At 70.4% G+C, this 24,624-nt stretch carries 26 protein-coding genes; 7 read left to right on the forward strand and 19 right to left on the reverse strand.

Annotation, left to right across the window (positions count from 1 at the left end):
- Positions 1–174 precede the first annotated feature (174 nt).
- Positions 175–555 (reverse strand): hypothetical protein, encoded by a 381-nt coding sequence (locus KV557_RS00520; protein WP_218197534.1) that lies wholly within the window; start codon positions 553–555, stop codon positions 175–177.
- 114 nt (positions 556–669) lie between these two features.
- Here KV557_RS00520 and KV557_RS00525 point away from each other — a divergent pair, with 114 nt between their 5' ends.
- The gene (locus tag KV557_RS00525; protein WP_218197535.1) at positions 670–1,485 is read left to right on the forward strand and encodes a hypothetical protein; all 816 of its coding nucleotides are present in this window, start codon (positions 670–672) and stop codon (positions 1,483–1,485) included.
- A 66-nt stretch (positions 1,486–1,551) separates the two neighbouring features.
- Here KV557_RS00525 and KV557_RS00530 read toward each other — a convergent pair whose 3' ends face one another.
- From KV557_RS00530 to KV557_RS00555, 6 genes are all read right to left on the reverse strand, one after another.
- Entirely contained in the window at positions 1,552–2,511 is a 960-nt protein-coding gene (locus KV557_RS00530; protein ID WP_218197536.1) for an ATP-dependent DNA ligase, read from the reverse strand.
- Positions 2,512–2,514: 3 nt separating this feature from the next.
- Positions 2,515–2,697, reverse strand: coding sequence for a hypothetical protein (locus KV557_RS00535; protein ID WP_218197537.1), 183 nt, complete (start codon positions 2,695–2,697; stop codon positions 2,515–2,517).
- Positions 2,698–2,789: 92 nt separating this feature from the next.
- The gene (locus KV557_RS00540; RefSeq protein WP_218197538.1) at positions 2,790–3,200 is read right to left on the reverse strand and encodes a hypothetical protein; all 411 of its coding nucleotides are present in this window, start codon (positions 3,198–3,200) and stop codon (positions 2,790–2,792) included.
- 116 nt (positions 3,201–3,316) lie between these two features.
- A complete protein-coding gene (locus tag KV557_RS00545; protein ID WP_218197539.1) occupies positions 3,317–3,838 on the reverse strand; it encodes a hypothetical protein in 522 nt (173 codons plus the stop codon).
- Positions 3,839–3,963: 125 nt separating this feature from the next.
- On the reverse strand, positions 3,964–4,965 hold the full coding sequence (locus KV557_RS00550) for a DNA polymerase Y family protein (protein WP_218197540.1): 1,002 nt from the start codon (positions 4,963–4,965) through the stop codon (positions 3,964–3,966).
- Positions 4,962–8,396 carry a DNA polymerase III subunit alpha gene (locus KV557_RS00555; protein ID WP_218197541.1) on the reverse strand — a complete coding sequence of 1,145 codons (3,435 nt, stop codon included), beginning with the start codon at positions 8,394–8,396 and terminating at the stop codon, positions 4,962–4,964. Before KV557_RS00555 ends, KV557_RS00550 begins: the two co-directional genes overlap by 4 nt.
- A 154-nt stretch (positions 8,397–8,550) precedes the next feature.
- On the opposite strand from KV557_RS00555, the gene KV557_RS00560 reads away from it, so the two are divergent.
- The gene (locus KV557_RS00560) at positions 8,551–9,471 is read left to right on the forward strand and encodes a DNA-3-methyladenine glycosylase family protein (RefSeq protein ID WP_218197542.1); all 921 of its coding nucleotides are present in this window, start codon (positions 8,551–8,553) and stop codon (positions 9,469–9,471) included.
- 238 nt (positions 9,472–9,709) lie between these two features.
- Here KV557_RS00560 and KV557_RS00565 read toward each other — a convergent pair whose 3' ends face one another.
- Complete coding sequence (locus tag KV557_RS00565) at positions 9,710–10,378, reverse strand: hypothetical protein (protein ID WP_218197543.1); 669 nt, start codon at positions 10,376–10,378, stop codon at positions 9,710–9,712.
- On the opposite strand from KV557_RS00565, the gene KV557_RS42060 reads away from it, so the two are divergent.
- On the forward strand, positions 10,367–11,467 hold the full coding sequence (locus tag KV557_RS42060) for an ISAs1 family transposase (protein WP_256176746.1): 1,101 nt from the start codon (positions 10,367–10,369) through the stop codon (positions 11,465–11,467). The genes KV557_RS00565 and KV557_RS42060 overlap by 12 nt on opposite strands.
- Positions 11,413–12,369: a terpene synthase family protein gene (locus KV557_RS00575; RefSeq protein WP_218197544.1), complete on the forward strand. Its 957-nt coding sequence runs from the start codon at positions 11,413–11,415 to the stop codon at positions 12,367–12,369. Before KV557_RS42060 ends, KV557_RS00575 begins: the two co-directional genes overlap by 55 nt.
- Positions 12,370–12,828: 459 nt before the next feature.
- On the opposite strand, the gene KV557_RS00580 is transcribed toward KV557_RS00575, so the two are convergent.
- The 10 genes from KV557_RS00580 to KV557_RS00625 form a co-directional block, all read right to left on the reverse strand.
- Entirely contained in the window at positions 12,829–13,284 is a 456-nt protein-coding gene (locus tag KV557_RS00580) for a hypothetical protein (RefSeq protein ID WP_218197545.1), read from the reverse strand.
- 161 nt (positions 13,285–13,445) lie between these two features.
- Positions 13,446–13,655 (reverse strand): hypothetical protein, encoded by a 210-nt coding sequence (locus KV557_RS00585; protein WP_218197546.1) that lies wholly within the window; start codon positions 13,653–13,655, stop codon positions 13,446–13,448.
- A 111-nt stretch (positions 13,656–13,766) separates the two neighbouring features.
- On the reverse strand, positions 13,767–14,336 hold the full coding sequence (locus KV557_RS00590; protein ID WP_218197547.1) for a histidine phosphatase family protein: 570 nt from the start codon (positions 14,334–14,336) through the stop codon (positions 13,767–13,769).
- Positions 14,329–15,090 carry an SDR family NAD(P)-dependent oxidoreductase gene (locus tag KV557_RS00595; RefSeq protein WP_218197548.1) on the reverse strand — a complete coding sequence of 254 codons (762 nt, stop codon included), beginning with the start codon at positions 15,088–15,090 and terminating at the stop codon, positions 14,329–14,331. Before KV557_RS00595 ends, KV557_RS00590 begins: the two co-directional genes overlap by 8 nt.
- A complete protein-coding gene (locus tag KV557_RS00600) occupies positions 15,075–16,205 on the reverse strand; it encodes a hypothetical protein (protein WP_218197549.1) in 1,131 nt (376 codons plus the stop codon). Before KV557_RS00600 ends, KV557_RS00595 begins: the two co-directional genes overlap by 16 nt.
- The gene (locus KV557_RS00605) at positions 16,202–17,368 is read right to left on the reverse strand and encodes a glycosyltransferase family 9 protein (protein WP_218197550.1); all 1,167 of its coding nucleotides are present in this window, start codon (positions 17,366–17,368) and stop codon (positions 16,202–16,204) included. Before KV557_RS00605 ends, KV557_RS00600 begins: the two co-directional genes overlap by 4 nt.
- Positions 17,368–17,943 (reverse strand): phosphoribosyltransferase, encoded by a 576-nt coding sequence (locus tag KV557_RS00610; protein WP_218197551.1) that lies wholly within the window; start codon positions 17,941–17,943, stop codon positions 17,368–17,370. Before KV557_RS00610 ends, KV557_RS00605 begins: the two co-directional genes overlap by 1 nt.
- 68 nt (positions 17,944–18,011) lie before the next feature.
- Complete coding sequence (locus tag KV557_RS00615; RefSeq protein ID WP_308129698.1) at positions 18,012–19,808, reverse strand: DUF4254 domain-containing protein; 1,797 nt, start codon at positions 19,806–19,808, stop codon at positions 18,012–18,014.
- Positions 19,805–20,476: a hypothetical protein gene (locus KV557_RS00620; protein ID WP_308129699.1), complete on the reverse strand. Its 672-nt coding sequence runs from the start codon at positions 20,474–20,476 to the stop codon at positions 19,805–19,807. Before KV557_RS00620 ends, KV557_RS00615 begins: the two co-directional genes overlap by 4 nt.
- Entirely contained in the window at positions 20,473–20,925 is a 453-nt protein-coding gene (locus KV557_RS00625; protein ID WP_218197552.1) for an NUDIX hydrolase, read from the reverse strand. Before KV557_RS00625 ends, KV557_RS00620 begins: the two co-directional genes overlap by 4 nt.
- A gap of 178 nt (positions 20,926–21,103) precedes the next feature.
- Between KV557_RS00625 and KV557_RS00630 the strand changes: the two genes are divergently transcribed.
- The 3 genes from KV557_RS00630 to KV557_RS00640 are packed head-to-tail and all read left to right on the forward strand — an operon-like array spanning position 21,104 to position 23,740.
- A complete protein-coding gene (locus tag KV557_RS00630) occupies positions 21,104–22,228 on the forward strand; it encodes a helix-turn-helix domain-containing protein (protein WP_256176747.1) in 1,125 nt (374 codons plus the stop codon).
- A gap of 23 nt (positions 22,229–22,251) precedes the next feature.
- The gene (locus tag KV557_RS00635; RefSeq protein ID WP_218197553.1) at positions 22,252–22,842 is read left to right on the forward strand and encodes a cysteine hydrolase family protein; all 591 of its coding nucleotides are present in this window, start codon (positions 22,252–22,254) and stop codon (positions 22,840–22,842) included.
- Positions 22,820–23,740 carry an FAD-dependent oxidoreductase gene (locus KV557_RS00640; RefSeq protein WP_308129700.1) on the forward strand — a complete coding sequence of 307 codons (921 nt, stop codon included), beginning with the start codon at positions 22,820–22,822 and terminating at the stop codon, positions 23,738–23,740. The genes KV557_RS00635 and KV557_RS00640 overlap by 23 nt, the downstream gene beginning before the upstream one ends.
- 106 nt (positions 23,741–23,846) lie before the next feature.
- On the opposite strand, the gene KV557_RS00645 is transcribed toward KV557_RS00640, so the two are convergent.
- Positions 23,847–24,560: an HAD family hydrolase gene (locus KV557_RS00645; protein WP_218197554.1), complete on the reverse strand. Its 714-nt coding sequence runs from the start codon at positions 24,558–24,560 to the stop codon at positions 23,847–23,849.
- Positions 24,561–24,624 lie beyond the last annotated feature (64 nt).

Here is a 24,624-nt window from a genome sequence, read left to right on the forward strand (position 1 = left end):
TAGGCTGGCTGACGCTACCCGCTCAGCGCATCGGCGATCCCGCCGGGGCGAGCTGGTCCGCAGTGAGGTCAGCTCGTCTAGCTGGTAACCGTCACGTATCCGGAACCCGCTGTATTCGCCGCGGCCGCCAGTGCGCGAGTCGGCGCGGTGATGGCACCGGCGAGGTGATCTTGCTCAAATTTCAGTGGACTGGATCGCGGTGCGCAGCTGCATCATGGCGAGACGACGGTGTGGTTGTGTCCCGACTGAAGGAGCCCGCGCGTGGGGTGGCAGCACGATCTCGGAGCGTTTTCCGTCAACTACCTGGCGCAGGGAGATGAGTGGCACCACCACCTCGCCCGAGCGCTGCCCGACCGCGCTGGCGGCGGCCAGACGACCCACGCTGGACAGGTCCGAATCGGCCACTCCGAAGCTGTCGAGGCCACCCTGCTTCTGGTCGATCAGCACCCTGACGGCATCCTGTGCACCCTCCACGGGCACGGCGAAACCCCTGCCCCAGGCGAACTCGACGAGTGGCGCAGCGGAATCGAACGCGCCGTCGCTCAGCTCGGACATGGCCACACGGATTTCACCTGGGAGGCGATCGTCGGCCCGGACATCTCCCTGCTCGGCCCCCTCCTAGACGCTGTCCAGGTCGGGCCGATCCAGCTGCGGCCAGGTGGCGTCTGTATGCGCGAGACCAGGTTCTCGCGCCTCGACCTCAGCGGCCCGTTCATCCCCACGTACACCTACCCGCTCATCGCCGCCGGCACGGTGAGCGCCTACAGCTGGACGCCCGGCTTCCGCGAGGCGCAGCGCCAGGTTCGCCGGATCTGTGCGCTGCTGACCCTCACCAGCCCCATCGTGTGCTGGATTCCCCGCAGTCAGCCGCTGCACTTCCAACCGGGTGCGGAAGGCCTCAAGGTCCCCGCCACGGGGCTCTGGCACGAGCTCGGCGACCCGGACCGGCCCGGCCCGTGGACTGGGGAGCCGCTCGAAGGCGCCGTCCCGCTCGACCTGCCCGTGTGGCTGTCCCGCGCGTGGCAGGCGGTAGACGTCGATCCCGGCTTGGATCGCGCCGTCGATGCCGCCTACGAGGCCGTCCGCCTGGAGCGCGACCACCCCTCGGCGGCGCACCTGGCTTACGTTGCAGCCATCGAGGGCTATGGCGAGCGCTACGTCGAACCCGCCCCCTGCGACTGCTGCGAGGAATGTCCCACTGAGAAGGGTGTGGCCCAGGCACGCTTCAAGGAGGCGCTGCGCCGTGCGGGCTTGTCCAGCAAGGAGCGCGGTCGTCTCCGCCAGGCGTACGAGCTGCGGTCCCGGACCGGCCACACCGGAGCGATGTTCGGCACCGAGGACAGCTTCGGCTTCCCGCACATGGACTTGTTCGCGCCGCAGGCCGGAACCCAGTTCACCCATCACCACCTGCGGCGACTACGCCATGCCGCCCGCACCGTTCTCCGCCACGCGATCGAGCAGCACGGTGGGGCTGGCGTGCCATGAAGGCGCGGGGACGCTGATGCTGTTGGCGATCGCTGCCAAGGGTCCGCTTCGGGCGGCGCGGCAGGCTCAGGTCTCGGTTGGAGCGACCTGGTCAGGGGTCAGGTCAGCTCGGACACGCAGGACGCGCGGCCGGTGACGGTAGCGGCCGAACTCGGGCTTGTGCTGGTCGACCGAGATCTCCACGACGACGTCCGGATGCACCGGCAGGTAGGGCACCGGCGGGCTGCCGGGCAGACCGCCGACGGTGCCTGACAGCTCGGTCATCGCACCGGCCGGGCGCAGCAGGTCGGCGAGTTCGGCGCGCAGCTGGCCGCCGAGGGGAAGGCTGACGCCGACGGGGCGCAGTCGGCCGCGGGCGTCAGGCTGGGCGAGGACGGCGGCCTGCGCGGCGGGGGTTCGGCCGGGGACGATGCCGACGATGGCGGCGTCGACGGTGGTCCGGACGCGGTACTTCCGCCACCCTGAGCCGTAGCCGGCGAGGTAGCGGGAGGTGGCCGGCTTCAGGACGCAGCCCTCGATGGCGCCCCCGAGGGTGCCGAACCAGCGGCGGGCCTCGGTGAGGTCCTCGGTGGCCGGCAGCGGCTGGATCGTCGCGGGGCCGTTCTGCAGGAGTTCCAGGAGGTGGGCGCGACGCTCCAGGTAGGGCAGCGGGCGCAGGTCGGTCTCGTCTCCGCGGGCCAGGGCATCGAAGGCAGCAAGGTGGACGGCGAATCCGGCGCCGGGTCTCGGTCCTTTGCCGGATCGGGTCTGGAGCAGGGTGAAGGAGGCGGTGCCGTCGGGCTTCACGGCCAGTAGCTCGCCGTCGAGCACGCACGAGGTGAGGTGGCGGGCGGCTTCGGCGACGTCGGCGAACGCGCGGGTCAGGTCGGTGCCGTGCCGGCTGTACACCCGGGGGTGGGGGCCGGCCACCACAATGGCTCTCCAGCCGTCGCACTTGGGCTCTGCCAAGCTGCCCGCGGCGCTGGCCGGCAGGTGCTCGATCGGCTTGGCGAGCGCGACCTCGATCGGGAGACGGAAGGGCGGCACGGATTACTCGGAGGAGTCGATCCGGCGCCCAGGCGCCAGACCCATGAAGAACGCGAAGGCATCCGGTGCGGCGTCGATCATCGCCTGCTGCTCCTGCTCGGTGCTCCGGTCCTGGTCGTAGCACTCCCAGGAGCAGCGGCCGAAGGGCGTCCAGGCGGCCGGCTGCCCGCATCCCTCGCAGATCATCGAGGCCTTCTCCACGGAGCACCTCCGGCTCGTGCTCTTCCACGGTAGATCGTCGGTTCCGGCTCCCGGCGGGCCCGGGACGGGGTGGGGATCTAGGAGGTGGCGGCGACGCGACCGGATTCCCGCGCGGCGCTGCGCATGCAGCTGGCGAAGAGAGCGAAGCCGGTCCCAAGGGTCGAGTGGAGTGCGAGCAGGGTGTGCCAGGCGATCCGGATCTCCGGAATCTCTTCGGGGTCCTGGACGGCTCGACGCAGCGTGAAGTCCACAAGGGAGGAGAAGCTGGTCGGCGAGTGCGGGGGTACCGGCGCGCACCACTGTCGGTCGGCTTCGATGGCTGCGGTCAGAAGCTCTTCGAAGTAGCCATTCTGGAGCGTGCTGGCCAGTGTCTGGGCCAGCTGGCTGCCGACCTTGAGATGAAGCGGTCGGTCTCTCGGCGGGCCGTAGTGGTCCCGCAGCAGGTCGGCCAGGTCGTCGCGGAACCGCAGGGGGTTCAGTGTGTCCATGGGCTCAGCAATCCACGCTGGGCGGGTCAGTGTGTCCGCGACCCGCCGGGTGAGGCGGAAGTCGGACTATCGGTTGGCGGTCATCCGGCGGGGCGCGGGCCGGTCGAGCGACTGGGTCACTGCGGGGCGCCGGGTGTGATGACGAGGTTCTTGATCAGTGACGCCGTCTGCGCGGGAGTCAGGCGGCCGTGCTCGGATCCGACCGACCAGCACAGCATGATGAGCAGCTGAAGCATGGCAGTGTGCCGAATGTCCGCGGGTGCTTCTTGCCAGACCAGGTGCGCGGCCTGCCTGCCGATGCTGCGGTGCCGGGCCTGGAGTTCGAGGACCAGGGCGGTGACCGCGTCGGGCGTGGTTCGGGCGATCTGCCGCAGGCGGTCCACGCCAGCCTCTTCGGGAAGGCCGTAGACGGGACGGGAGGAGAGCAGTCCCAGGCACACCAGGGCCGCTTCCCACAGCGCGTGGTCGCTGCGGCGCTCCAGCTCGGCCAGCAGCAGCTGCCCGTACTCCGGCTCGCCGGTGCGCACGGTGGCGTCGGCGACCTCGTAGACCAGGTCCTCGACGGGCAGCTGGGTCACGGCGTCCGATGCCAGGGAGGTGGCCGGGTGGTGGAGGAGCTGCAGGTGCTGATCGCTCACGCTGGGACGTCTGTTCGGCGCAGTGTTGCTGTCGGCCATGGCGCCCTTCTTGATCAGTAGGTGGTTGCGGACTCTATTGCGCTCCTGTGACGGCGGAAACCGGATTGCGGCCCGCGATGCCAGGGTCACCGCCTGATCGCGGCGTTGGGAGCGACGAGTGCCGCCGGGCGCAGCGCCGCGGTTCCGAAGCGGGTGTTGGCCTTGTCGAGGATGGGTTCGAGGCGGCGGTGGTCTTCGGTGGTGCGGTCGAAGGTGAGTTGGGTGTAGGCGCGGGTGGCGTGGTCGAGTCCGGCGACGCGTGCTGTGAGGGCGCGGATGCGGGCGCGTTCCAGGCGTAGGGCGGTGTAGAGGGTGTACAGGGTGTCGCGCAGTGCGGGGGTGTGGGCGGTGGGTTCCTTGAGGGTGCGTGAGCGGCTGGTGTGGGTGTGGTCGGCGTAGGTGATCTGCAGTTCGAGGTGGCGGGCGCTCTTGTGGCTGGTGCGCAGGCGCGCGCCCAGGTCCACGGCCAGGGCGAGGAGGGCTTGGCGGACCTGGTCGGGGTCGAGGGTGTCGCGCTCGAAGCGCCTGGTGGCGGCGATGCTGACGGGTGGTCCGCTGGGGGCGATGCGGCGTGGGTCGTTGCCGTGGGCGCGCTGGTGGAGGAGGCGGCCGGTGCTGGCGCCGGCGATGCGTTGGATGGTGGCCGGGGGCAGGTCGGCGAGCTGGCCGACGGTCGTGACGCCGTAGCGGGCCAGGGCGCGGGTGAGTTTGGGGCCGACGCCGGGCAGGGCTTCGACGGGTCGGGCGCGCAGGAATCCGGTGATGGCGTCCGGGTCGTTCGGGTCGAGGATGTGGGTGTGGCCGGGTGGGCAGGTGTCGGCGGCCATGGTGGCGAGCATGCGGGTGGGTCCGCCGCCGATCGCGGTGGTGTGCAGGCCGTAGCGGGCGAGCAAGCGGGTCTGGAGCAGGTCGGCGAGGTCGGCCGGTGTGCGGTGGAAGTAGGGCAGCGCACCGGTGATGTCCATCAGGGCGCAGTCGGGTGGCAGTGCCTGGACGACGGGCGAGACGTCGCCGAGCACGCTGAACAGCTCCCGGTAGGTCTCGAACGTCGGCCGGGTGAAGCGCAGGTGGAGGATCGCTCGGCTCATCCAGCGCTCCCCGGGCTGGCGTGGAATAGCCGTCCCGCACCCGCCCGCTCCCGGCGGGCCGGGGTCGACGGTGCGTCAGCAGGCTGCGGGGCAGGCAACTGGGCCTGCTCGGCGCCTTGGGTGGTGGGTTGGTCGGCGAGCAGTCGGCGCACCGCTGCGGTGCCGCCCTGCTGGTGGGCGTCGGCGACGTCGGTGAGGTTCCAGGCGCGCGAGCCAACGATGGTGGCGGATTTGCCGCGCCGGGAGACGGTGCCGCGGGCCAGCAGCACGAAGTGGTGGAACAGGACGTGGGCGGCTTGTTCGTGGGTGTCGTCGAAAAAAGCGAGGTCGATCTGGCCGCCCTGGCTGCCGTCGTCCAGCGACACGAAGATGGTCCGCCGGCCCGAGCGCATGGGCGGGGTCTGGATCGCGATCTTGGCGCCCGCGACCAGGACCGTCTCGCCGGTCGGCACCTCGCCCAGCCGGTGGGCCGGGGTGACGCCGAGTTCGGCGAGCAGCGGGTGGTAGGGCTCCATGAGGTGGCGGCTGGCGTCCATGCCGATGACTTCCAACTCGGCCTGGAGCTGCTCGCGCGGTGTCATGTCGGGCAGCCCCGTCGCGTCCGTGGGGGCGGTGACCGGGGTGAGGACCATCTGCTCGGGGCTCGCGGCGCCGGCGTGCTGGCGGTGGAGCTCGTCGAGCTGCAGCAGCAGGTCCCGGCGGCGAACGCCCGGGGCGAGGGTGTCGAGGGCGCCGATCCGCGCCAGGCGTTCGGCAATCGGCAGGGAGGGGCGGGCTCGGACCCAGAAGTCTCCGACGTCGCCGTAGGGGCGGTGGGCGGCGATCCGCTCGGCCTGCTCCTGGCTGATGCCGTGCACGTCGGCCAGCGAGATGCGGATCCCGAGCCGTCCGTCGGGGTCGAGTTCGGTGCGGTAGTGCGCGCCGGAGTGCTGGACGTCCAGCGGCAGGATCGGCACACCGCGGCGGCGGGCATCGGCCAGGATGTACCGCTTGGGGTACATGCCGGGATCGTGTTCGAGCAGACCTGTGGCGAACGCCGCCGGAAAGTGCGACTTCAACCAGGCACTCTGCAGCGTGGGCAGGGCGAAGGCCACGGCGTGCGCCTTCGCGAAGCCGTAGGCGCCCATGTTCTCCAGCATCTTCCAGACCTCGTCCACGACCTGCTGTTCGTAGCCGGCCTCGCTGGCGCGCTGGCGGCACCAGGCCTCCAGCGCCGGGATCCGCTCCGGCTTGGCGAGCGCGCGGCGAGCCTCCTCCCCCATCGCCAGGTCCGAGCGGGTCATCGTCGCGAACAGCCCGGCGACCTGCTCGTTGAAGATCACCACCCCGTAGGTCGAGGCCAGCCACGGCTCCAGGTCCGGGTGCGGGTAGGTGACGGGCCGTCGGCCGTGCCGGCCGAGGATGAACGGTTTGATCATGTCGGCCTGGACCGGTCCCGGCCGGAACAGGGAAATCTCGGCGATCAGGTCCTCGAAGGTAGTCGGCTGCAGGCGCCCCAAAAGTTCCTTCTGCCCGGGACTCTCCAACTGGAAGACCCCGATCGACTCGCCTTCGCGCAGCAGCTCGAAGGCTGCGGGGTCGGTGAGCGGGACCTGGGTGCGGTCGTCGAGATCTACCTTCTTGCCGGTGGTGCGTTCGATCTCCTGGACCGCGTAGGCCATGCTGCTCTGCATCCGCACTCCGAGGACGTCCAGCTTCAGCAGGCCCAGCCCGTCGATCTCCACGTCCTCCTTGTCGAAAGGCGTGCCGGGGAAACCCTCGCCGGCGGTCGGCATCACGGGGGTGCGCTGCAGGAGGGTGGCGTCGGAGAGGATGACGCCGCAGGGGTGCATGGCGGTGCCGCGCGGCAGCGCGTCCAGGCCCTCGACCAGGTCCCAGAGCCTGCCGTACCGGTCGGCGTGAGCGGCGACCTCGCGCAGTTCCGGGAGTTCGGCCAGCGCTGTCTTCACCGAGCGGGCGGTGATGTGCGGGAAGGCCTTCGCGAGGCGGTCGACCTCGTCGGGGGGCATTCCGAGCGCGAGGCCAGAGTCGCGGATAGCCCACCGCACCCGGTAGGTCTCCGGCATCGACAGGGTGCAGACCCGCTCGGCGCCGAACCGGTCCAGGATCCTGCGGTAGACGTCGAGTCGGCGGGCGGATTCCACGTCGATGTCGATGTCCGGAAGGGAGTGACGCCGCAGGTTCAGGAACCGTTCCATGATCAGCCCGTGATCCAAGGGGTTGGCGAAGCTGATGCCGAGCAGGTGCACCACGAGGCTGCCCGCGCCGGAGCCGCGGGCCTGCACCCGGATCCCCATCTCACGCACGTCGTCCACGACCTGGGCGACCGTCAAGAAGTAGGTGGGCCAGCCGAGGGTCTGGATGACCCGCAGCTCCTCGTCCAGTCGGTGGCGCATCGTGGGGCTGCGGTCGTAGCCGAGCCGAACCATCGCCGCCTCACACCGCTCGCGCAGCACCCTGAAGCTGGTGCCCGGCGCGGCGCCGATCTGGTCCTCCTCCGGGAAATGCACCCGCCCGAGGCCGAGGTCGGCCGCGGGGTCGAGGCGGCAGTCGTCGGCGGTGCGAGCGGTAGTGGCCAGCAGGTGGGCGGCTCCCCCGTGCTCCCGGCCCGCCGCCCGAGCGACCTCCTCCGCCAGCTCCGCCATCGAGGCGGCGTCCTTCAGATCGCGTTCGCCGTTGTCCACGGTGCCGGGCTGAACGGGCATCAGCAGGCGGGCCGAGTCCAGCACGTCCGCGATCCGCGCCTGGACGGGTGCGGCGTATCGCACCGCATTGGTGAGGACAGCGAGCAGGTCGAGGTCGGCGGCGAGGCCCACCGTTCGGGCGGCCAGGCGCAGGCTGCCGGGTCCAGTGCCGGTGCGGCGGTGGTGGACGGCCTCCAGGCGCAGGTGGGGGCCGTAGATGTCGCGCCACGGGGCGAGCAGGTCCGCGGCCTTGTCCGGCCGGCCCTGGGCGAGCGCGCGGATCGGTTCGGAGGCGGGGCCCAGCAGGGCCGTCAGGCCGGCCGCGTGCTCGTGCAGCGCGGGCCAGGGGACGACGGGCTGTCCGCCGCCGGCCTGGGCGCGGGCGGCCCAGGCGGCGGTGATCAGCGCGCACAGGTTCGCCCAGCCGGTGCGGTCGCGGGCCAGCAGCGTGATGCGCGGCGCGGATTCGTCGACGAAAGCCCCGCCGCGGGCAGGGTTGCGCGGCCGCACACCTGCGGCGCCGGCGGGCGGCTGAAGGCGGGGCACAGCGAGGTCGGCGCCGAACACCGGCCGGATTCCGGCCTTCGCGCAGGCCTGCGCGAACCGGACGACCCCCGAGACGGTGTCACGGTCAGTGATGGATAGGGCACCCAGGCCCTGCTCGGCGGCGTGTTCGACCAGTGCGTCGGGCAACGAGGCGCCGTAGCGCACCGAGTAGCCGGAGGCGACGTGCAGATGGGTAAACACACTGGTCGCCTCCTCATTCCCCGACCCCCATCGCCTCGTCCGGTATCCCCTCCGTCCGACCAGCGTAGCGCGTGTTCGATTATTTGTTCGAACGCTTTGCCGGTCACATAGAGTGCGTGTCGACAGCACGCCACCGAACAGCCGGGACACAGCAGTGGAGCAGCACGGCGGGGAGCACCGCAGGTGGCGGCCGACGTACCCGCTCGACTTGGCGCAGGTCGCGGCGCCGCTGCACCGCGGCGCGCACGACCCGACCGCCCGATGGCAGGCCGACTCCCTGTGGCGCGCCGCCCGCACCCCCGCGGGCATCGGAACGATCCGCATCTCCCCCAGCCCGAGCACTGGCGAGGTGGACGCCACAGCCTGGGGCGACGGGGCCCCATGGCTGCTGGAGCGGGTGCCGGCCATGCTCGGCGCGCACGACGAACCGCACACCCTGATCCTTCCGCCCGGCCCGCTGCGCGAGGTCCAACGGCGCAACCCCGGGCTGCGACTGGGCTCGACCGGACTGGTGCTCGACTCGCTGGTGCCCGCGATCCTGGAGCAGAAGGTCACGGTCACCGAGGCGCACCGCGCCTGGCGCTACCTGCTGCGCCGCTTCGGCACACCCGCTCCCGGCCCGCTCGCCGACCTGCGGGTGGCACCCGCCGCCCGGCAGTGGGCGCTGATCCCCTCATGGGAGTGGCACAAGGCCGGCGTCGACCCGATGCGGTCCGCCACCATCCAGCAGGCAGTGCGCCTGGCGCCGCGACTGGAAGAGGCTGGCGCGATGGACTCCTTGGCAGCCGCCGCCCGGCTCACCACCGTTCCTGGCATCGGCCCCTGGACGGCGGCCGAGACCCTGCAGCGCAGCAACGGCGACCCGGACGCCGTATCCGTCGGCGACTTCCACCTGAAAAACGTCGTCGGCTGGGCCCTGGCCGGCCGGGCGCGCAGCAGCGACGAGCAAATGCTGGAGCTACTGGAGCCCTACGCCGGGAATCGGCACCGGGTCTGCCGCCTCATCCGGCTGGCCGGCACCCGAGCTCCCCGATTCGGCCCCCGGCTCGCACCGCAGGAACACCGCTTCCACTGAGCCGTCGGCGGCGACCGAGGCGGTGTCGCGTTCGGGTGCAGGACGAGAGGGTGCCGCGGGAGCGGTCTCCTCGCTCGGGCGGCCGCGGCCGCCCCGTCCAGGCCATAGCCTTGATCGTGTTGGAGGCCGTGTACACGGTGCTGTGCGCGGTGATGCTGATCGCCACCACCTCCTGCTTCAGCCGCTCCTTCTCCCTCTGTTGGCAGGGTTAGCAGCGGCCGCCCGGACGGTGCGCAGACTACGGCTGGTAGCGGGCAGCGAGGTGGGTGAAGAAGTCATCGAGCAGGATGGATGCGGCTTCACGGTCAACCAGTTCGGAGCCGCCGAAGCGATAGACCTCGTACCCGCGTAGCCGCAGACGCCGGTCCTCAGCGACCACGGCCGCATACCGGTCAGGGGCGGCGAGTCTGGTCTTCGGGTCAGCGTAGTGCTGGAGCCCGTCCAGCTCGATGATGATCCGGGTCCGGTTGGGAAACAGCAGGAGGAAGTCCATCCGCTGGCGCGGCAAGGGTGAGCCCGCAGGTCCCAGGTCGTGGCGGGTGTAGGGGTCGTAGTGCAGGTACACCTGGGGGATCAAGGCCGGAATGTCTGGCCCAACATCTACGTAGCGCTGGGCGTAGCGGCGCAGGATCAGCTCTTCTGCCTCGTTGTCGGCTGACTTCAGAAGCCGCTGGTAAAGGCCTTGGGAGACCTCTGTCTCCGTGCTCGCTTCGAGCCTCTCACGGGCAGCCCACCAGGTGGTCAGTTGGCGCCAGGTAAGGCCGCCCGCGTCCAGCGGCTGGTCGTAGTGCAGGCAGTACTGCTCGTTCCCGACGAGCTGGATGTCGTTGTTGATCGCGTCGCTGAGGACCATGCGGTGCTTGGGACCGAGGGCGGCGAAGATCAGGTTCTTGGGTTGGCCGGCCACACCGACCGGACCGACCTGGGTGCTCCGCAGCACGCCCTGGCCCGGCTGGGCGCTCGTGTGACGGGCGCGCTGGGGGTGCGCGTCGCGCCGAGTGCCGCCACGATCCGACGGATCGTCAACCTGGTCTGTCCCGCCGGCCTGGCCGATCTGACCGGTACTGATCCCGGTGGCGCGGACTCGGTGGCCGTGGACGGCAAGGCCGCCCGCGGCTCCCGGCACGGCCAGACGCCCGCAGCCCACCTCCTGGCCGCGATGACCGGCGACGGCCGGACCGTCACCCAGCTGCGGGTGCCCGACAAGACCAACGAAATCACATGCTTCGCCACGTTGTTGGAGCCCTACGACCTGACCGGGGTCACGGTCACGGCCGATGCCCTGCACACCCAGCGCGGCCACGTACGCTTCCTGGTCGAGGAGAAGAAGGCCCACTACCTGTTCGTGGTCAAGGCCAACCAGCCCGAACTGCACCGCCGCCTGCGGTCACTGCCGTGGAAAGACGTCACCGCGCGCCGCTACGACCGCGAGGCCGGCCACGGCCGCAAGGAGACCCGCGCGACCAGGGCACTCACCATCACCGGCCTCGACCTGGGCTTCCCCCACGCCGTCCAGGCCGTGCGCATTCTGCGACACCGCACCGACCTCAAGACCGGCACCGTCAGCCGCCAGACCGTCTACGCGATCACCGACCTGACCTCGCAACAGGCCTCGCCCCAAAGGCTCGGCCAACTCGCCAGAGAATCGGATGGATTCGATGCATTAACAATGCAGGTTGTCGCGGATTATCGGCGGCGCACATTGTGTTCGCCGGTACGCCGAGTATCGGGCACCGGTACCCGGGGCGGGGATTTCTGCAGTACAGGGCTCATGCCGGACCGTTGCCCGCCGGGCACGGCCCACCCGGCCGCCCTGCCCGGCCAGCCGGCCGGGAGGGGCGGGGCTCGGCGGACACCACGCCTGCGGGGTTTACGACCGTCCCCGCTGCGGCCATGCTCGGTCGAAGGACCGTCATCCACTCACTCTCTGCGGGAAGCATCATGGCGCCGCTCGAACTCGACCTGCCGTTCACCGCGCGATCCAACCCCGCCCTGACGCGCGCCCTACCGGGGCACGTCGGGCGGCTGCGGCACTTCGGCCTGCCCGTGGACGTCTACCTGGAGCAGAAGTGTCCCGACATCGTCGGGACCTGGTGGCCGCAGGCCCGCGGCGGGGAACTGGACCTCGCCCTGGACTTCTTCGCCTGGCTGTTCCTGATCGACGACGCCTTCGACGGACTCGGCACCCCGGAGGCGGAGAAACTGATCAGGCAGTACGAGCGGATCCCGGGCGGCGACACCGGCACGATCCACGACGGCCGGGCCCGCTTCTTCGCCGACATCTGGTCCCGCCAGTGCGACGGCATGTCGCAGCGGTACCGCCAGCGGGCCTCCCGCAACTGGTCCCTGGTCCTCGACGCCCTCCTGACCGAAGTCGTGAACATCAACGACGGGCACTTCCCCACGATCGAGGAGTACCGCCGGATCCGCTACCGGTCCGGGTACATGCCCCTCGTCCTCGACATGACCGAACGGCTGCGGCGCTTCGAACTGCCCGACCGGGTACACGCCAGCCCGGCCTTCCGCACGCTCTACGACGCCACCGCGTGGGGCGCCAACCTCCTCGACGACCTGTTCTCCTACGAGAAGGAGGCAGCACAGGGCGAGCCCCACAACATGGTCCTCGTGGTCGAGCGCGAACACCGCTGCACACGCGCCGAGGCCGTCCACGCCGTGACCGCCATGCTGCAGGAGCACATCACGGCCTTCCTCACAGCGGAGACCGAACTCCCCGCCGCACTGGACGCCGCCCGGATCCCCCAGCCCGACCGCGCCAACACCCACGCCTTCGTAGGCGACCTGCGCTCCAGCCTCGCAGCCGCCTACACCTGGTGCCGCAGCTCACCCCGATACACCGGAGAAACCGAGTGGCTGAGCTTCCGACAGAGCGGCTCGTAGGGTGTGTCTGATCGAAGCTCTGTGCCGTGGCTTCCGCTCGGCCCGGACGACCAGGTGCAGTCGCTGGGCCGGGCCGCAGGTGGGAACAGTTTCCCGGTCTGGCAGACGGGGTCCTTGCGGCGCCGTCTCGCGTATGTCGAGACCGGTTGGCCGAACACGGCCGGCCCTTCGACTGCCGCTGCCCGCCCGTACCGTCCACGCCCCCTGGCAGCGCAGGACCACCAGCAGGATGCCGGCGATCCTCCCTGCCGACAGGGCCCGCCACCGCGTTCCGATCTTCTTGCAGTGGCCGCGTATCAGGTCGGCGAGCCAGTTCAAGGTGGCACTCGACAGCGGCAGGCGGGCGGTGTAGACAATACCGTCGGGGCCCTCGACGAGACCGTTGTTTTTCTTCACACCAAACTCAACTGCCGCCGAGGGCCATCCGGTTACGCCCTGCGGCGTGCAGGACCTGGACGGCTACAGCCGTGCGGTGAACCTCCCGTCGCCGCGTTTGTGCAGCCAGCCGCGGTCCGCGAGCTTGACCAGTCTCGCCCGCAGCGGCTCCAGCTTCCCGCGCACCTCCACCTGAAGGCCCAGCTCTTCGCCCACTGCCCGTACCTGCACCGGACCGCCGGCGGCTCGCACGATCGCCAGGATCCGGCGGTAGTCGTCGGGCAGCGCGGTCTCGTCAACGCTGTCGCCGCGGTGCGGGACCAGCAGCATCGCACGCCCGCCGACCTGCGCTGACGCCGGTGCGACGGCAGTCCGCTCCCCAGCTGTCCGCTCGCTCATCCGCGTCAGGAACCTCTCGGCGACTGTGAGTTCGTCCCGCTCGGCCTTCACCTCGTCCCACTGCTTGAGCAGCTGTTCTTCCAGCTCGTCCAATTCCGCGCGGCGCGCGGCGATCCGTTCCAGTACCTCGGGGCCCACCATGCCCGGGAGCGTAGGAGCATCGCGGGCTGGAACGGGCCAGAACCCACGAAGACCTCCCTGCCCGACGATCTACACGGCAGACTGCCGCGCGTGACCAGCACGAGTACCGGGGCACGGAATCACACCAGACCCGTGACCTGCCAGTTCACGATGCACACCACTCAGTGAGCTGGGTCTCCGCTGTGCCCTGACTGAGCACGGGGATTGTCGGCGGCCAGGTAGGCGGGTTCGATCAGCATGCGCACGGCTTCATGCCAGCCCTCCTGGTCAAGCTCGCCCGCATTGAAGGCGGCGTCGATGGCTGCCGCCTCGCGCCAGCTGCGTTCCTTGCTGGCGGCCAAGTCGTCCGCAGCCGATGGTTCGGCGTTCATCTGTCCTCCGGGACGGATAGGGCGCGAGCCGTGCGAAGTGCGCGGGCATCGCACGACCATGTGCTGGCCTGATCATCTCGCTGTCCGTCGAGCCGCGGGCTGATCGCGGTTTCAGCTCCCAGCAACCAGCGTTAGTTCGCGTGTCTCGGTGAACTGCCAGGGGTCTTGTGCTGCTTCCTCGAAGGCTACCGCCGGACCGTCGCTGAGCCGGGTGAGAACACCGAGAAGCAGCGCGTGGGAGATGAGGAGGAGGCTGCCTCGGCGGGCGGTGGCGGTCAGCAGCGTCAGGCAGTCCGTCGCGCGGGCATGCAGGTCGGCAAGGCTTTCGCCGTCGCCGCAGCGCAGTTCGGGGTTCTCGTGACGTTGTGCGCGCCAGGTGGTGTACGCGCTGGGGTAGCTGTCGGGCCCGCGGCCGTGGACGATGCTGGGTGCTCTCCATTCGGCGAAGATCGGGATAGCGGCGACGATCGGCAGGCCGGTGTGGTGGGCGAAGATCTCGGCGGTCTGTCGCGCCCGAGGCATGGTGCTGGTGACGATGCTGGTGATCCCGGTGGGGAGGTTGCTCGCGGCGTGGCGGGCTTGCTCGCGGCCTTCATCGGTGAGTGGGGCGTCGGGGTGGGCGTGGTGGCCGGATTGGTGGCCTTGGTAGGCCGCGTGACGCATGAGCCAGATGTCAGCCAAGGATCCAGCCTCCGTCGACGCGCAGGGTCTGCCCGGTGATGAAGCCGGCTTCGTCGCGGGCGAGGAAGGCGACAGCGGCGGCGATGTCGTCGGGGTGTCCGCGACGTTGGATGCACTGGCGGGCGAGTTGCCGGGCCGTCATGGCTTCGGGGTCCGGGACGACGTCGTCTTCGGCCGGTACGCGGATGGAGCCGGGGGCGATGCAGTTGGCGGTGATGCCGCTGGGGCCGAGTTCGCGGGCGAGGGCGCGGGTGAGGCCTCCGAGACCGGCCTTGGCGCTGATGTAGGGGGCGAGGTCGTGGCGGCCGGCGGTGGCCAGGACGGATCCGATGGTCAGGATCCGGCCCCAGCCTTGCGCGGTCATGGCCGGGGTAAGGGCTTGGGCCAGGAGATAGTGGCTGGTGAGGTTGATGTCGAGGTTGTCGCGCCAGTGGTCGAGGGTGAGGTCGGGCCATGGCGTGCGCGGGTAGGCGCCGGCGTTGCTGACGAGGATGTCGATGGTGCCGATTCGGTCGGTGGCGGTGCGAGTGAGGTGTTCGACCTGGTCGGGCTCGCGCAGGTCGGCGTGGATCGGCACGGCGGTGGCGCCCTGCCGACCGAGATGGGCGGCGAGCTCGCCGGCGGACTGGTGATCGTCGAAGTGGGCGAGGACCAGGGTGGCTCCGTCAGCGGCGAGGCGGCGGGTGATGGCCTGGCCGAGGCCGCCGGTTGCTCCGGTGATCAGGGCGGTGCGGCCGGTCAGGGTGTCGCGCACAGGGTGTCCTCGAGGTGGAAGAAATCGATCGGGTTGAAGTCGGGGGCCATGGCTTCGGCGAGGCGGGCGAGCACGACCATTCGGTCGCGCGCTCCGAGGTCGGCGAGGTTGTAGACGGCGAGGATGCGCATCACGAGGTAGGGGCGCAGCAGGTGACCGAGGTCTTGGTCGGGCCAGAGGTCGGCGGCGGTGGGTTCGACGAGGTGTTGCCAGTACCAGGTGGCGGCGGCCTGGCGGGCCGGTGAGGGGGTGGTGGTGTAGTCGATGCGGATGGTGCGGGTGCGCGGGTCGATGGCGGCCCAGTGGAGTTTGGGTCGGTTGGCGGGGAGTTGGGCGAGTGCGGCGGGGTGGTCGGTGAACGCGGTGGGGTTGTAGGTGGGAACGAGCCAGCCGCCGAGGGCGGTGGTGTACCAGAGGAAGTTGGCGAATTCGCCCAGGAGGCTGTTCATGCCGGCGGTGTCGTAGTCGAGCCAGGCGAGGGGGTTGGCGAGGTTGACGTCGGTGGGGTCGCCTTGGGTGAGTGCCGCCCAGACGGGCTCGTCGGTGGCGAACTGGTCGCGGATCCAGGTGAGGGTGTGGTGCCAGTCGAGGCGCAGTTCGCGGTTGTTGACGATCAGGGTGTGGTTGATGAGTTCGCTGACGGGCAGTGGTGCGTTGAATGGGAAGTCGCGGTCGAGGTAGTAGTCGTCGAGGCGTCCGCCGGGCTGTGCGCGGTCCCAGTAGAGCTTGCGGACGACCTCGCGGGGGTGGAGCAGGCGGGCGGTGGCGGCGATGGCCTTTCGGTAGGCCTCGGTCAGTGTCGTCATGTAGGCGCGCAGTTCGCCGGTGGGCTGACCTGGAATGTTGAGCAGATCGAGCAGCAGGCCGCTGTCGGTGCCGATGGGCAGGCGCTCGTAGAGGAGCAGGCGTCCGCCTGGGACGCGCTGGTGGGCAAGGAGGGCGGGCAGGCGGTAGTGCTCGGCCAGGGCGTGGTGTCCGCGGATCTCGGCGAGTGCTTCACTCGGGTCGCGGGTGTACTTGAGCATGATCGGTCGGCCGGCCACGGTGGCGGGCAGGAGCAGGTTGCGGGTGAAGCGCCGGAGGGGTCCGATGCTCCACCGCCGGCTGGTTGTCATCGGCGGCCTGCCAGGAGGCGGGTGGCGAGGTCGGCGACTGCGGCTGGGGTGATGGCTGTCAGGTCCGCGTCTGTGGGTTGGTCGAGGTGGTCGCGGACGGGGCACAGGTCGCCCTGGTGCATGCGTTCGGAGGCGGGGGTGGCGATGGCGTGGTGGTGGGGCAGGCCGGTGCGCCACTTGCTGTGGCTGTGGCGGGCGTAGAGGCCGATGACGTGGGGGCCGGCGCCATTGGGGTTGCGGGCGAGGGCGGCGAGGTGGGTCAGGCCGGTGTCGTTTCCGAGGACGAGGTCGGTCTGCGGGAGGAGGTCGGCCAGGTCTTCGGCCGGCATGCCGTCCAGGTGCAGGACCTGCAGGTTGCCGCGGGGCGGTTCGGCCCTGGCGGTGGTCTGCGTGTCGGCGTCGGTCTTGGCGCCGATGAGCAGGAGCCGGACGGGGGCGTGGGTGTGGCGGGCGATGCGTTCGGCGGCTTCGGTGAACCGGTCGGCGCCGTAGTCCTTGAGCTGGGGCCAGCTGGTGGCGGTGATGGCGGCGATGGTGAGTCCGTCGAGCCAGTGCGCGGTGTGGAGTTGGTGGACCTTGGCGTTGCTCCGCGCGTACAGCAGCGGGGTGAAGGGGCCGGTGGCCGGAAGGCGCACGCCCAGGCGGCGCTCGAGTGCGAGGTAGTGGCGTGCAGGCAGGTCGGGATGGGCCTGTCCGTCGGTGGACCAGCAGGGTGGTGCGGCGGGGTCGCAGATCAGGTAGGTGCCGGCGCCGGGGCCGCGGGTGGAGGCGCCTTCGCGATCGGCGATCACCACCTGCCGGTGATCGCTCGGGCCTAGGACGTCGAGCCGTGGGAGGCTGGTCCGGGCGAAGAGCGCGGTGTGCGGGCCGGTGACGGTGACGCGGACCGGCGTGCCGCGGCGAAGGGCGAGCCATTCAGCGGCGGCGCGGACCGCGGCGAGGGCGAGCAGGCTGTCGCCGAGCTTGCCGTGCAGGGCGATCTCGATCTGGGTGCAATAGGCCAGGCGGGCGACCAGGTCGACGGAAGATGGGAGGGGGAGCTGCTGACCGACATCCAGGTCGTGCCGGTCGTAGCCCAGCAGTGTGGTGTGCAGGTCGCCGGCCAGGTAGCGGGTCTGCCCGTCGTGGCACCAGATGTCGGGTTCTACGGCCTGAGTGGTCATCAGTCGCCCTGGATGGTGTGGAGGCTGGTCAGCGGCAGGCCGAGATCGGCGAGGTTCTGGCGGCCTGTGTGGCGCTGGTCCTCGACCAGGCAGATCGCGCCGAGCGGGATGGCGCCCGCGTAGCGCAGGCGCTGGGCGAGGTTGGCCAGGGTCTGCCCGGTGGTGATCTCGTCGTCGACGAGCAGGACCCGGCTCCCACGGGTGATCCCGTAGGCGTAGACGTCGGTGCGGCGGGCGTGCGGCTCGCTGAACTGGACCATGCCTTCCAGCGGCAGGTGCAGCTTCCACGCGATCTTGTAGGGCAGGCCGGCGGCCTGAGCCATGGCGAGGGTGGGGATGATGCCGCCGGCGTCCAGGCCGAGCAGGTAGTCGACGGGGCCGAGCGCCATCTCGGCGTTGGCCGTCTTCCACAGGTTCTGGCCGACGCTGATCAGGTCGGCGGTGTGGACGGGCTGCTCCAGGCCGTCGAGCGAGTGGATGACGCGCTCGCGGCGGCTGGTCTCGGGGACACTCAGGCGTTCCACGATGCGGGCGGTGAACGGCACTGCGGTGGCGGATTCGAGGGTTTCGGGCATGGCAGTACTCCGGTCGTGGCGGGTGAGGTGAAACGAGCTGCTCCGGGAGTGGGCCGGCAGCGGTGGCGCTAGGCAGCGAGCTGCAGGGCGTACCAGGCCAGGAGGCGGTCGGCGGCGGCGGTGACCACGGTGAGCGCGTTGTCGGGGGCGCCGTCGCGCCAGGCGTCGGCGACGTGGTGCAGCGTGGGCAGGTCGAGCGGGTCCAGACCGGGCAGGTGGGAGGCTGCGGCGAGGATCTCGTCGGGGCCGCTGGTCCACTGGCCGTGCTCGCGCAGGATGAGGCGAGCGGCGAGGACGATGTGCTTGTAGAGCTGGCGCACGCTGCCCGGCGTGGCCTCGGCGCGCAGGCGCCGCAGGGTGATGATGACCTGGGGGAGTTCTCGCACGGCGGCCCGCGCCAGGTCGTCGAGGGTGATGGCGGGCAAGTGCAGGCCGGCGGCGCGGTGCAGAACGGGCTGGCCGCTTTGGATGTTGTAGAGGGCGAAGGCCAGCCGGGGCACGAGGCGATGGGCGAGCAGCTCGTCGGCGGTGACCAGGGTGAGGCCGACCGAGGCCGCGTCGCCCAGGCGGCGGCGGTAGTCGGCCAGCGCACGGTGGACGATGGGGGCGGCGTCGTGGTCGGCGACGACCAGCAGGTCCACATCGGACCAGCCGGGGATCCAGGTGCTCTGGACGGGGCTTCCGGTCAGCGCCGCGAGCTGCACTGCGGGGCCGGCGGCGCGCAGTGCGTCGGCGAGAGCGGCGGTGGCATCGGCCACGATCGCCGGGAGTTCGGGCGACTGGGGTATCGCGGTCGGCGACTGGTCGGGTTCGATGGCCGGCCTTTGGGCGATGCGGGTCAGCCAGGCGCGCAGGTCGAGGATGCTGCCGGTGTTGTCGAGGACGAAGTCGGCCACCTCCAGGACGCGGTGGGCACCGCGGGAGAGCTTGACCTCGTCCTTGGCGGCGACCGCCTGGGGGGAGGTTCCGGATCGGGCGGCTCGCACGTCGAACTCCGCGTCCAGGTAGACGATCTGCAGCACCTCGCCCATGAGCTTCTTCAACTCGGTGATGGAGGCGTCGTCGTGGACGGACTCGATGGTGAACAAGCGCACGTCGCGATGCCCGTCGGCGAAGCGGTTCAGCTCCTCCAGCAACAGCTCGGCCTGCCGGAGGGCCGACAGCTGGTAGGGGTCGCTCAGGCCGTGGCGCAGGGCGCCCTGCTGCAGGAGGTATCCGATCTTCAGGCGCTGGGCGCCGTGGAAGTCGACGAGGTACTGGGCGCTGGTGCTCTTGCCGCACTCGCTCAGGCCGCCGAAGGCCACCACCCGGTCGATTCCCCGCGCCGGCCGGACGGAGATCGGGGCCCCCTGGTCGCGTCCGTAGAGCTTGTGGCGGGCGGCGCCCGGGAGCCTGCGCCGACCGGACGTCACCTCTACGGTGAGCACGTCGATGGCCGCAGCGAGCTCGTCCCGCTGATGGTGCAGCATCGGCACCCGGCGGGCCATGAGGTCGTCGCGTTCGGCGGCCCGCTCGGTGTGGAAGACCCGCAGCGTCAGGACGCTCAGGCGGTCCAGGCTGCCGGCGATCGTCTCGGTGTGCACGGGCACCTCGCCCGAACCGGCGGTGGCCAGGGTCGTGAGGACCTCGTCGGCGCGTTCGGCGAGCTGGTTGCGCTCGGCGTTCAGCTGGTCGATGGCCCGTTTCGCATCGGCCACCGCGGCCGGGTCGACCCCGGCCGCGCGGACGCGGTCCTCCGCCTCCCACAGACGGCTGTTGACGGTGTGCAGGCTCTCCAGCGCCTTCGTCAGGCGATGGCGGTCCTTGTCGGGAAGCGCCTGCACGGCTTCGGTCAGGCTCGGCGGGAGAACGAGGGGCGGGATCACGAGTCGGCTCCTGTCCTGAGAAACAGCGAGGGGAGAATGCGCGCAGCGTGGGTGAGCACGCGGACGTGGACTTCGTCGACTCCGCGGCCCTCGCAGTCGATCACCGCCGCGTAAGTGCCCTGGGCAGCCTGCAGGCTCAGGACCTCGTGCAGGATGTACTGGTAGCGGATGTACACCCCGGTCCACACCCGCCCCTCGCGCACGCTGGTGATCGCGTAGCTGCGGGCCCCATCCCGGGCAGGCAGCAGCAGGATCGCCGCCTCCGGCTCGGCGGCCAGAGCGCTCTCGGCTGCGAGGGCTTCGACACGGGCCAGCGCCTGCTCGCTGGTGAGGTTGTCCTTGATGGCGCTGGTGGCCGCTGCAGCCGCCAGGAGCATCGGCAGCCCGCGATCGAGCAGGCCCACTGCTCCTTGCCGGCGGGCCGCCGCCCGCATGACGTGGCTGGCCAGCATCATGCCGGTCAGCTCCCTGGTGCTGACCTTCTCGAACCACCACGTGGCGTAGTCGCCCTGGGCGGCCTCGTTCCAGGGCTCGGGGTCGTGCTGGTGGATCGAGCCGAGGAGCTGCAGGCCGGGACGGTGGTCGGCGATCCGGGCCAGGTGGGTGGTCTTGCCGACGTTGTCCGGCCCGTTCAGGCTCAGGAACCACGGCACCGTCGTGGGGCTCACCACTCGCTCACCGCCCGGATCGCCTCGATGTTGGCGGCGATGAAGTCCGCCAGCTGCGGCGGCATCAGCTGGATCCCGCGCACGGCCTCCGCCGTGAACGGCACCCGGACGACCTCGTAGCCGCCGCGCTCGGGCTTGGCGAACTCGGTGCCGGTGCGCGCCTGGATGTCCATCTCCTTCAGCCGGGCCGCGAAGATGTGCTGAACCCCCAGGCCCTCTTCCAGCTCGTCGGTGATAAGGTGGACGAGCTGCGGCGTGTGGACCGCCCCGCCCAGCTCCTCGAACACCTCCCGGTGCAGCGCCGCCTCCACGCTGGCGTCGCTGGGCTCGACGCCCCCGCCGACCGTCACCCAGTACGGTTCGCGGCCGGGCTTGGTCCGCAGGATCAGCACCAGGTCCTCCCCGTCGAGCAGGATCGCCCGGGCGTTGCGCTTTACGATCTGGGGCATGTCTGTGGACTCCTCACGGTTTGCGGCCGGACGGCGAACTCCGTCGAGAGATCAGCATGACGGCTGACGTTCTGCGTGAGGTTGAACGATCGCTGCACCGCCGCCGTACCGCTGCCGAACCAAGGCGGCTACGCTGACCATCCGGCACCGGCACTGACAGTGACTTGGGGGGTGACAGATGATCAGTGTGCAGCGGTGGAGCGGCAGGGAGGCCGCGCTGCTGCGTGAGGCCATGCGCATGACCCTGCGCGATTTCGCGGACTACCTCGGGGTCAGTGACCGGGCGGTGTCGAAGTGGGTGGCGGGCGGGGCGGCCCTGATCCCCCGCCAGGAGTCTCAGGCCATCCTGGACACCGCGCTGGAGCGCTGCTCGGACGAGGTCCGCGCCCGCTTCGCCGAAGCTCTCGGGCAGCGGTCTTCCCCGCGCTCTGCGTTGGCCCCGATCGTCGTCGACTCCCATAAGTTCATCCCGGTCTACATCGGCGAGGACCGTGCGCGACACCTTCGCGGTTCGATGACCGAGGCGCCTGGTGCGTGGCTGGAGCGTTCCTCCGCGGAGATCCATCGCAGCGACGGCGCCTGCACTCTGCACGTGTTCGCCTGCGGCGTGGCGGTGTTCCACCTCGTTCAGAGCCGGGAGCCTGCCTCCCTCACCGACCTGGCCCTGTGGCGCTACCGCACCTACGCCGCCGACCTTCCCTGGGCCAGAGGTGCCCTCGCCGACGCCCTCGACGTCCCTGTGGCCCAGGCCCCGAATCCGGAGTACGTGCTGTCGATGTACTGGCTGGTCAGCAGTCCCTGGCGGGACGAACAACTGGAAACCGCCGCACGGCTCCTGTCGACCCCGTCGGTCCTTGTCAACCGCACCAGCGCCGTCCCGCAGCCCCTCGACGCCTCGGTGGAGGACATGCTCCTCGATCAGGGCTTCGAGCATCCAGACCTGGTCTCGTTCGGGATTCGTGGTGTATCGACCGGATACGCGGGCTGGTCGGGCGTCGCCTACACCGCCCAGGACGCCGAGCGGAGTTTGACCCTGGACGAGCTGGTCACCTGCGAGCTCAACGTGCAGGCGTTGTGGGCCTTCTGCCGCCAGATCCAGCAGCTCGTCGAAGACGGCCAGGACCCCGCCATCTCGGAGGGCTACGGCTGGCGCTTCCTGCGGGCGGCGTACTCTCGCCTCACGACGGCCCGTGCCCAGGAGACCGCCCAGCACGTCCTGATGCGCGAAGCCGTCGTGAACACCAGCGGCCTGGCCGACCGCATGCGCGCGGCCCAGGACGCCCTGCGGGACACGGTCGGCTGACGATCAGGACGGGAAGGATACCGATGGACTCCAATGCTGCGTTGATCGTCGTCGACATGCAGAACGGCTTCCTCAACCACCACACCCAGCACCTCGTGGCCAAGGTCGCCGATCTCATCGACCGCTGGAGCGCGGCCGGCCGGCCCGTCGTCTTCACCCGCTACCTCAACTACCCCGGCAGCCCGTTCGAACGGCTCATCCACTGGACCCGCCTGCAGAGCTCCCCGGAGACCGACATCGCACCCGACCTGCTGGCCCATGTGGAGCAGGCCGTAGCGGTGATCGACAAACCCGCATACAGCTGGTTCACCCCCCAGGCCGTCTCCCTCGCCGCCGAGGAACGCTGGAGCGACCTCGTGTTCTGCGGAGTGGCAACAGAGAGCTGCGTCCTCAAGTCCGCCGCCGACGCTTTCGAGCGCGGCTTCACGCCATGGATCGTGACCGACGCCTGCGCCAGCGACGCCGGCCCGGAGATCCACGACGCGGGCCTGCGCATCGCCCGTCGCTTCATCGGCTCCGACCAGCTGGTCACAAGCGACCAGGCACTCGCCCGCCTCGCCACGCCCACCACCGAGCAGGAGATGGAGCGCAGTGGTCACACCCTTCCCCAGTGAGTTGATCATCGTCGGCGGCGGCCCGGCCGGCTGCGCGGCAGCCGTCATGGCCGCCAGCGTCGGCATGCGCTCGGTCCTCGTCGAACCGCACGCGCTGTGCCACACGCTCCGGCGCATCCCCGCGCTCAATAATGTGCTCGGCTTCACCACCGGCCCCGCGCTGGCCGACGCCATCACCGCGGACGTCCGCCGCAGCGGCCTGTGCGAGGTCCTGCTGGGCGAGCACGCCGAGCACCTCGACGCAGACGGGGACCAAGTCACCCTCCGCCTCGCCTCAGGACGACGCCTCACCGCTCCCTTCGCCGTCGTCGCCACCGGCGTACGACCGGCACACCTCACCGAGGCCCCCTGGATCAGCCACTCATCCGGCCATCTCTCCGCTCCCCCGCTCTGGGAAGCCGACCCGTCAGCCCTGGCGAACCGGACAGTGCTGGTCCTCGGCGCCGACCGCCCCCTTGGCACCGTCCTGCGCGCCCACCCCGACCTGCCAACCCGCCTGTTGGTCCTCCACCCCGCCTCAGATGACTACAAGGCCGAGGAAGTCCACCACGACACCCGCGTCGAACTCGTCCGCGTCAGCCAGGTAAGCCTCGAAGCGCAACCGGACGGCACGGTCACCGCAACGGGCACCACCGATGGCGAACAGCCCGGCCACTGGCAGGCCGACGCCGTCTTCCGGAACACCGGCTCAATGCCCGCCGTGCTGACGGGAGTCCTCACCAGCGACGCATCGGGGTACTGCCCACCCGATCGCCAGCACCAGCGCGTCCTCACCGTCGGCGATCTCAGGTCCTCCCGCGGACAGCGGATCATGATCGCTACTGGCTCCGGCAGCGAAGCGGCCCTGCATGCCTATTACACCACCCGACTCGGCCAACGGCAGATAGCGGGCGGATAGCTCCACAGGACCCATCGCCCGTGGCCGTCGGCGGCCACGGGTGACGGCTGCCCCGATGGCCGCAGGCGCCAACACCGAACGACGGCACGGTCTCGCCTATGTCGCGTCAACCGACCAGCTCCGCCACGAGCTGGACGAGGCGAGCAGCGTCCTTGAGATCGGGCAGGACGCGGTCCGCCCCAGCTTCGAGAAGCGCAGCACCCGACGAAGCGCCCGAGGCCACCGCGATGACGAAGGCGCCCCCTTCGATCCCGGTCCGCACGTCCTCCAGCGAGTCTCCGGTGATCACAGTGTTACCGCGATGGAAAGCGCCACCGTGCTTGGCTGCTGCCCGCTGCTGCGCAACCGCCACAAGGGCCGGCCGGTGGGGATCGTCGGAGGCATAGCCGCCGATTCCCAGGTCCACCAAGTCGGCCAGGCTCACCGCTTGGAGCTTGATCCGGGCACTCGATTGGAGATTGCCGGTGACCAGGGTCGAGAACGTGTCGTTCGTGGCGTGCATAGCCTTAAGCGCGGCCCTGGCGCCGGGCATCACCTGACCGTGTTCACGCAGTTCTTCAGCGCGCGCTGCGAGCATGACCGGCATCAGGTCCATCATCTGCTGGGCCAGTTGCTCGGCCTCCCCCTGGGGAATGTCGTTGGCGAGCATCATCTCCAGGACGGCGACGGGCGTCGTCCGGCCCGTGCCAGGCTCCGGCATCCTTGCCGCCGGCCGACCGACAACCTCGCCGAACGCGTCCTGGTAGACCGACCGCTCCGTCTGCTCGACGCACAGCAGGGTACGGTCGACATCCCACAGGACCAGAGTGGATGAACTCATCTTGGTTACTCCTTGCTCGTCCGAGCGAACTGACCCTGGTGGCTGGTTGATAAGCCTCGTCAGC

The sequence above is a fragment of the Kitasatospora aureofaciens genome, assembly GCF_019192735.1.
Taxonomy (GTDB): Bacteria; Actinomycetota; Actinomycetes; order Streptomycetales; family Streptomycetaceae; genus Kitasatospora; species Kitasatospora aureofaciens_A.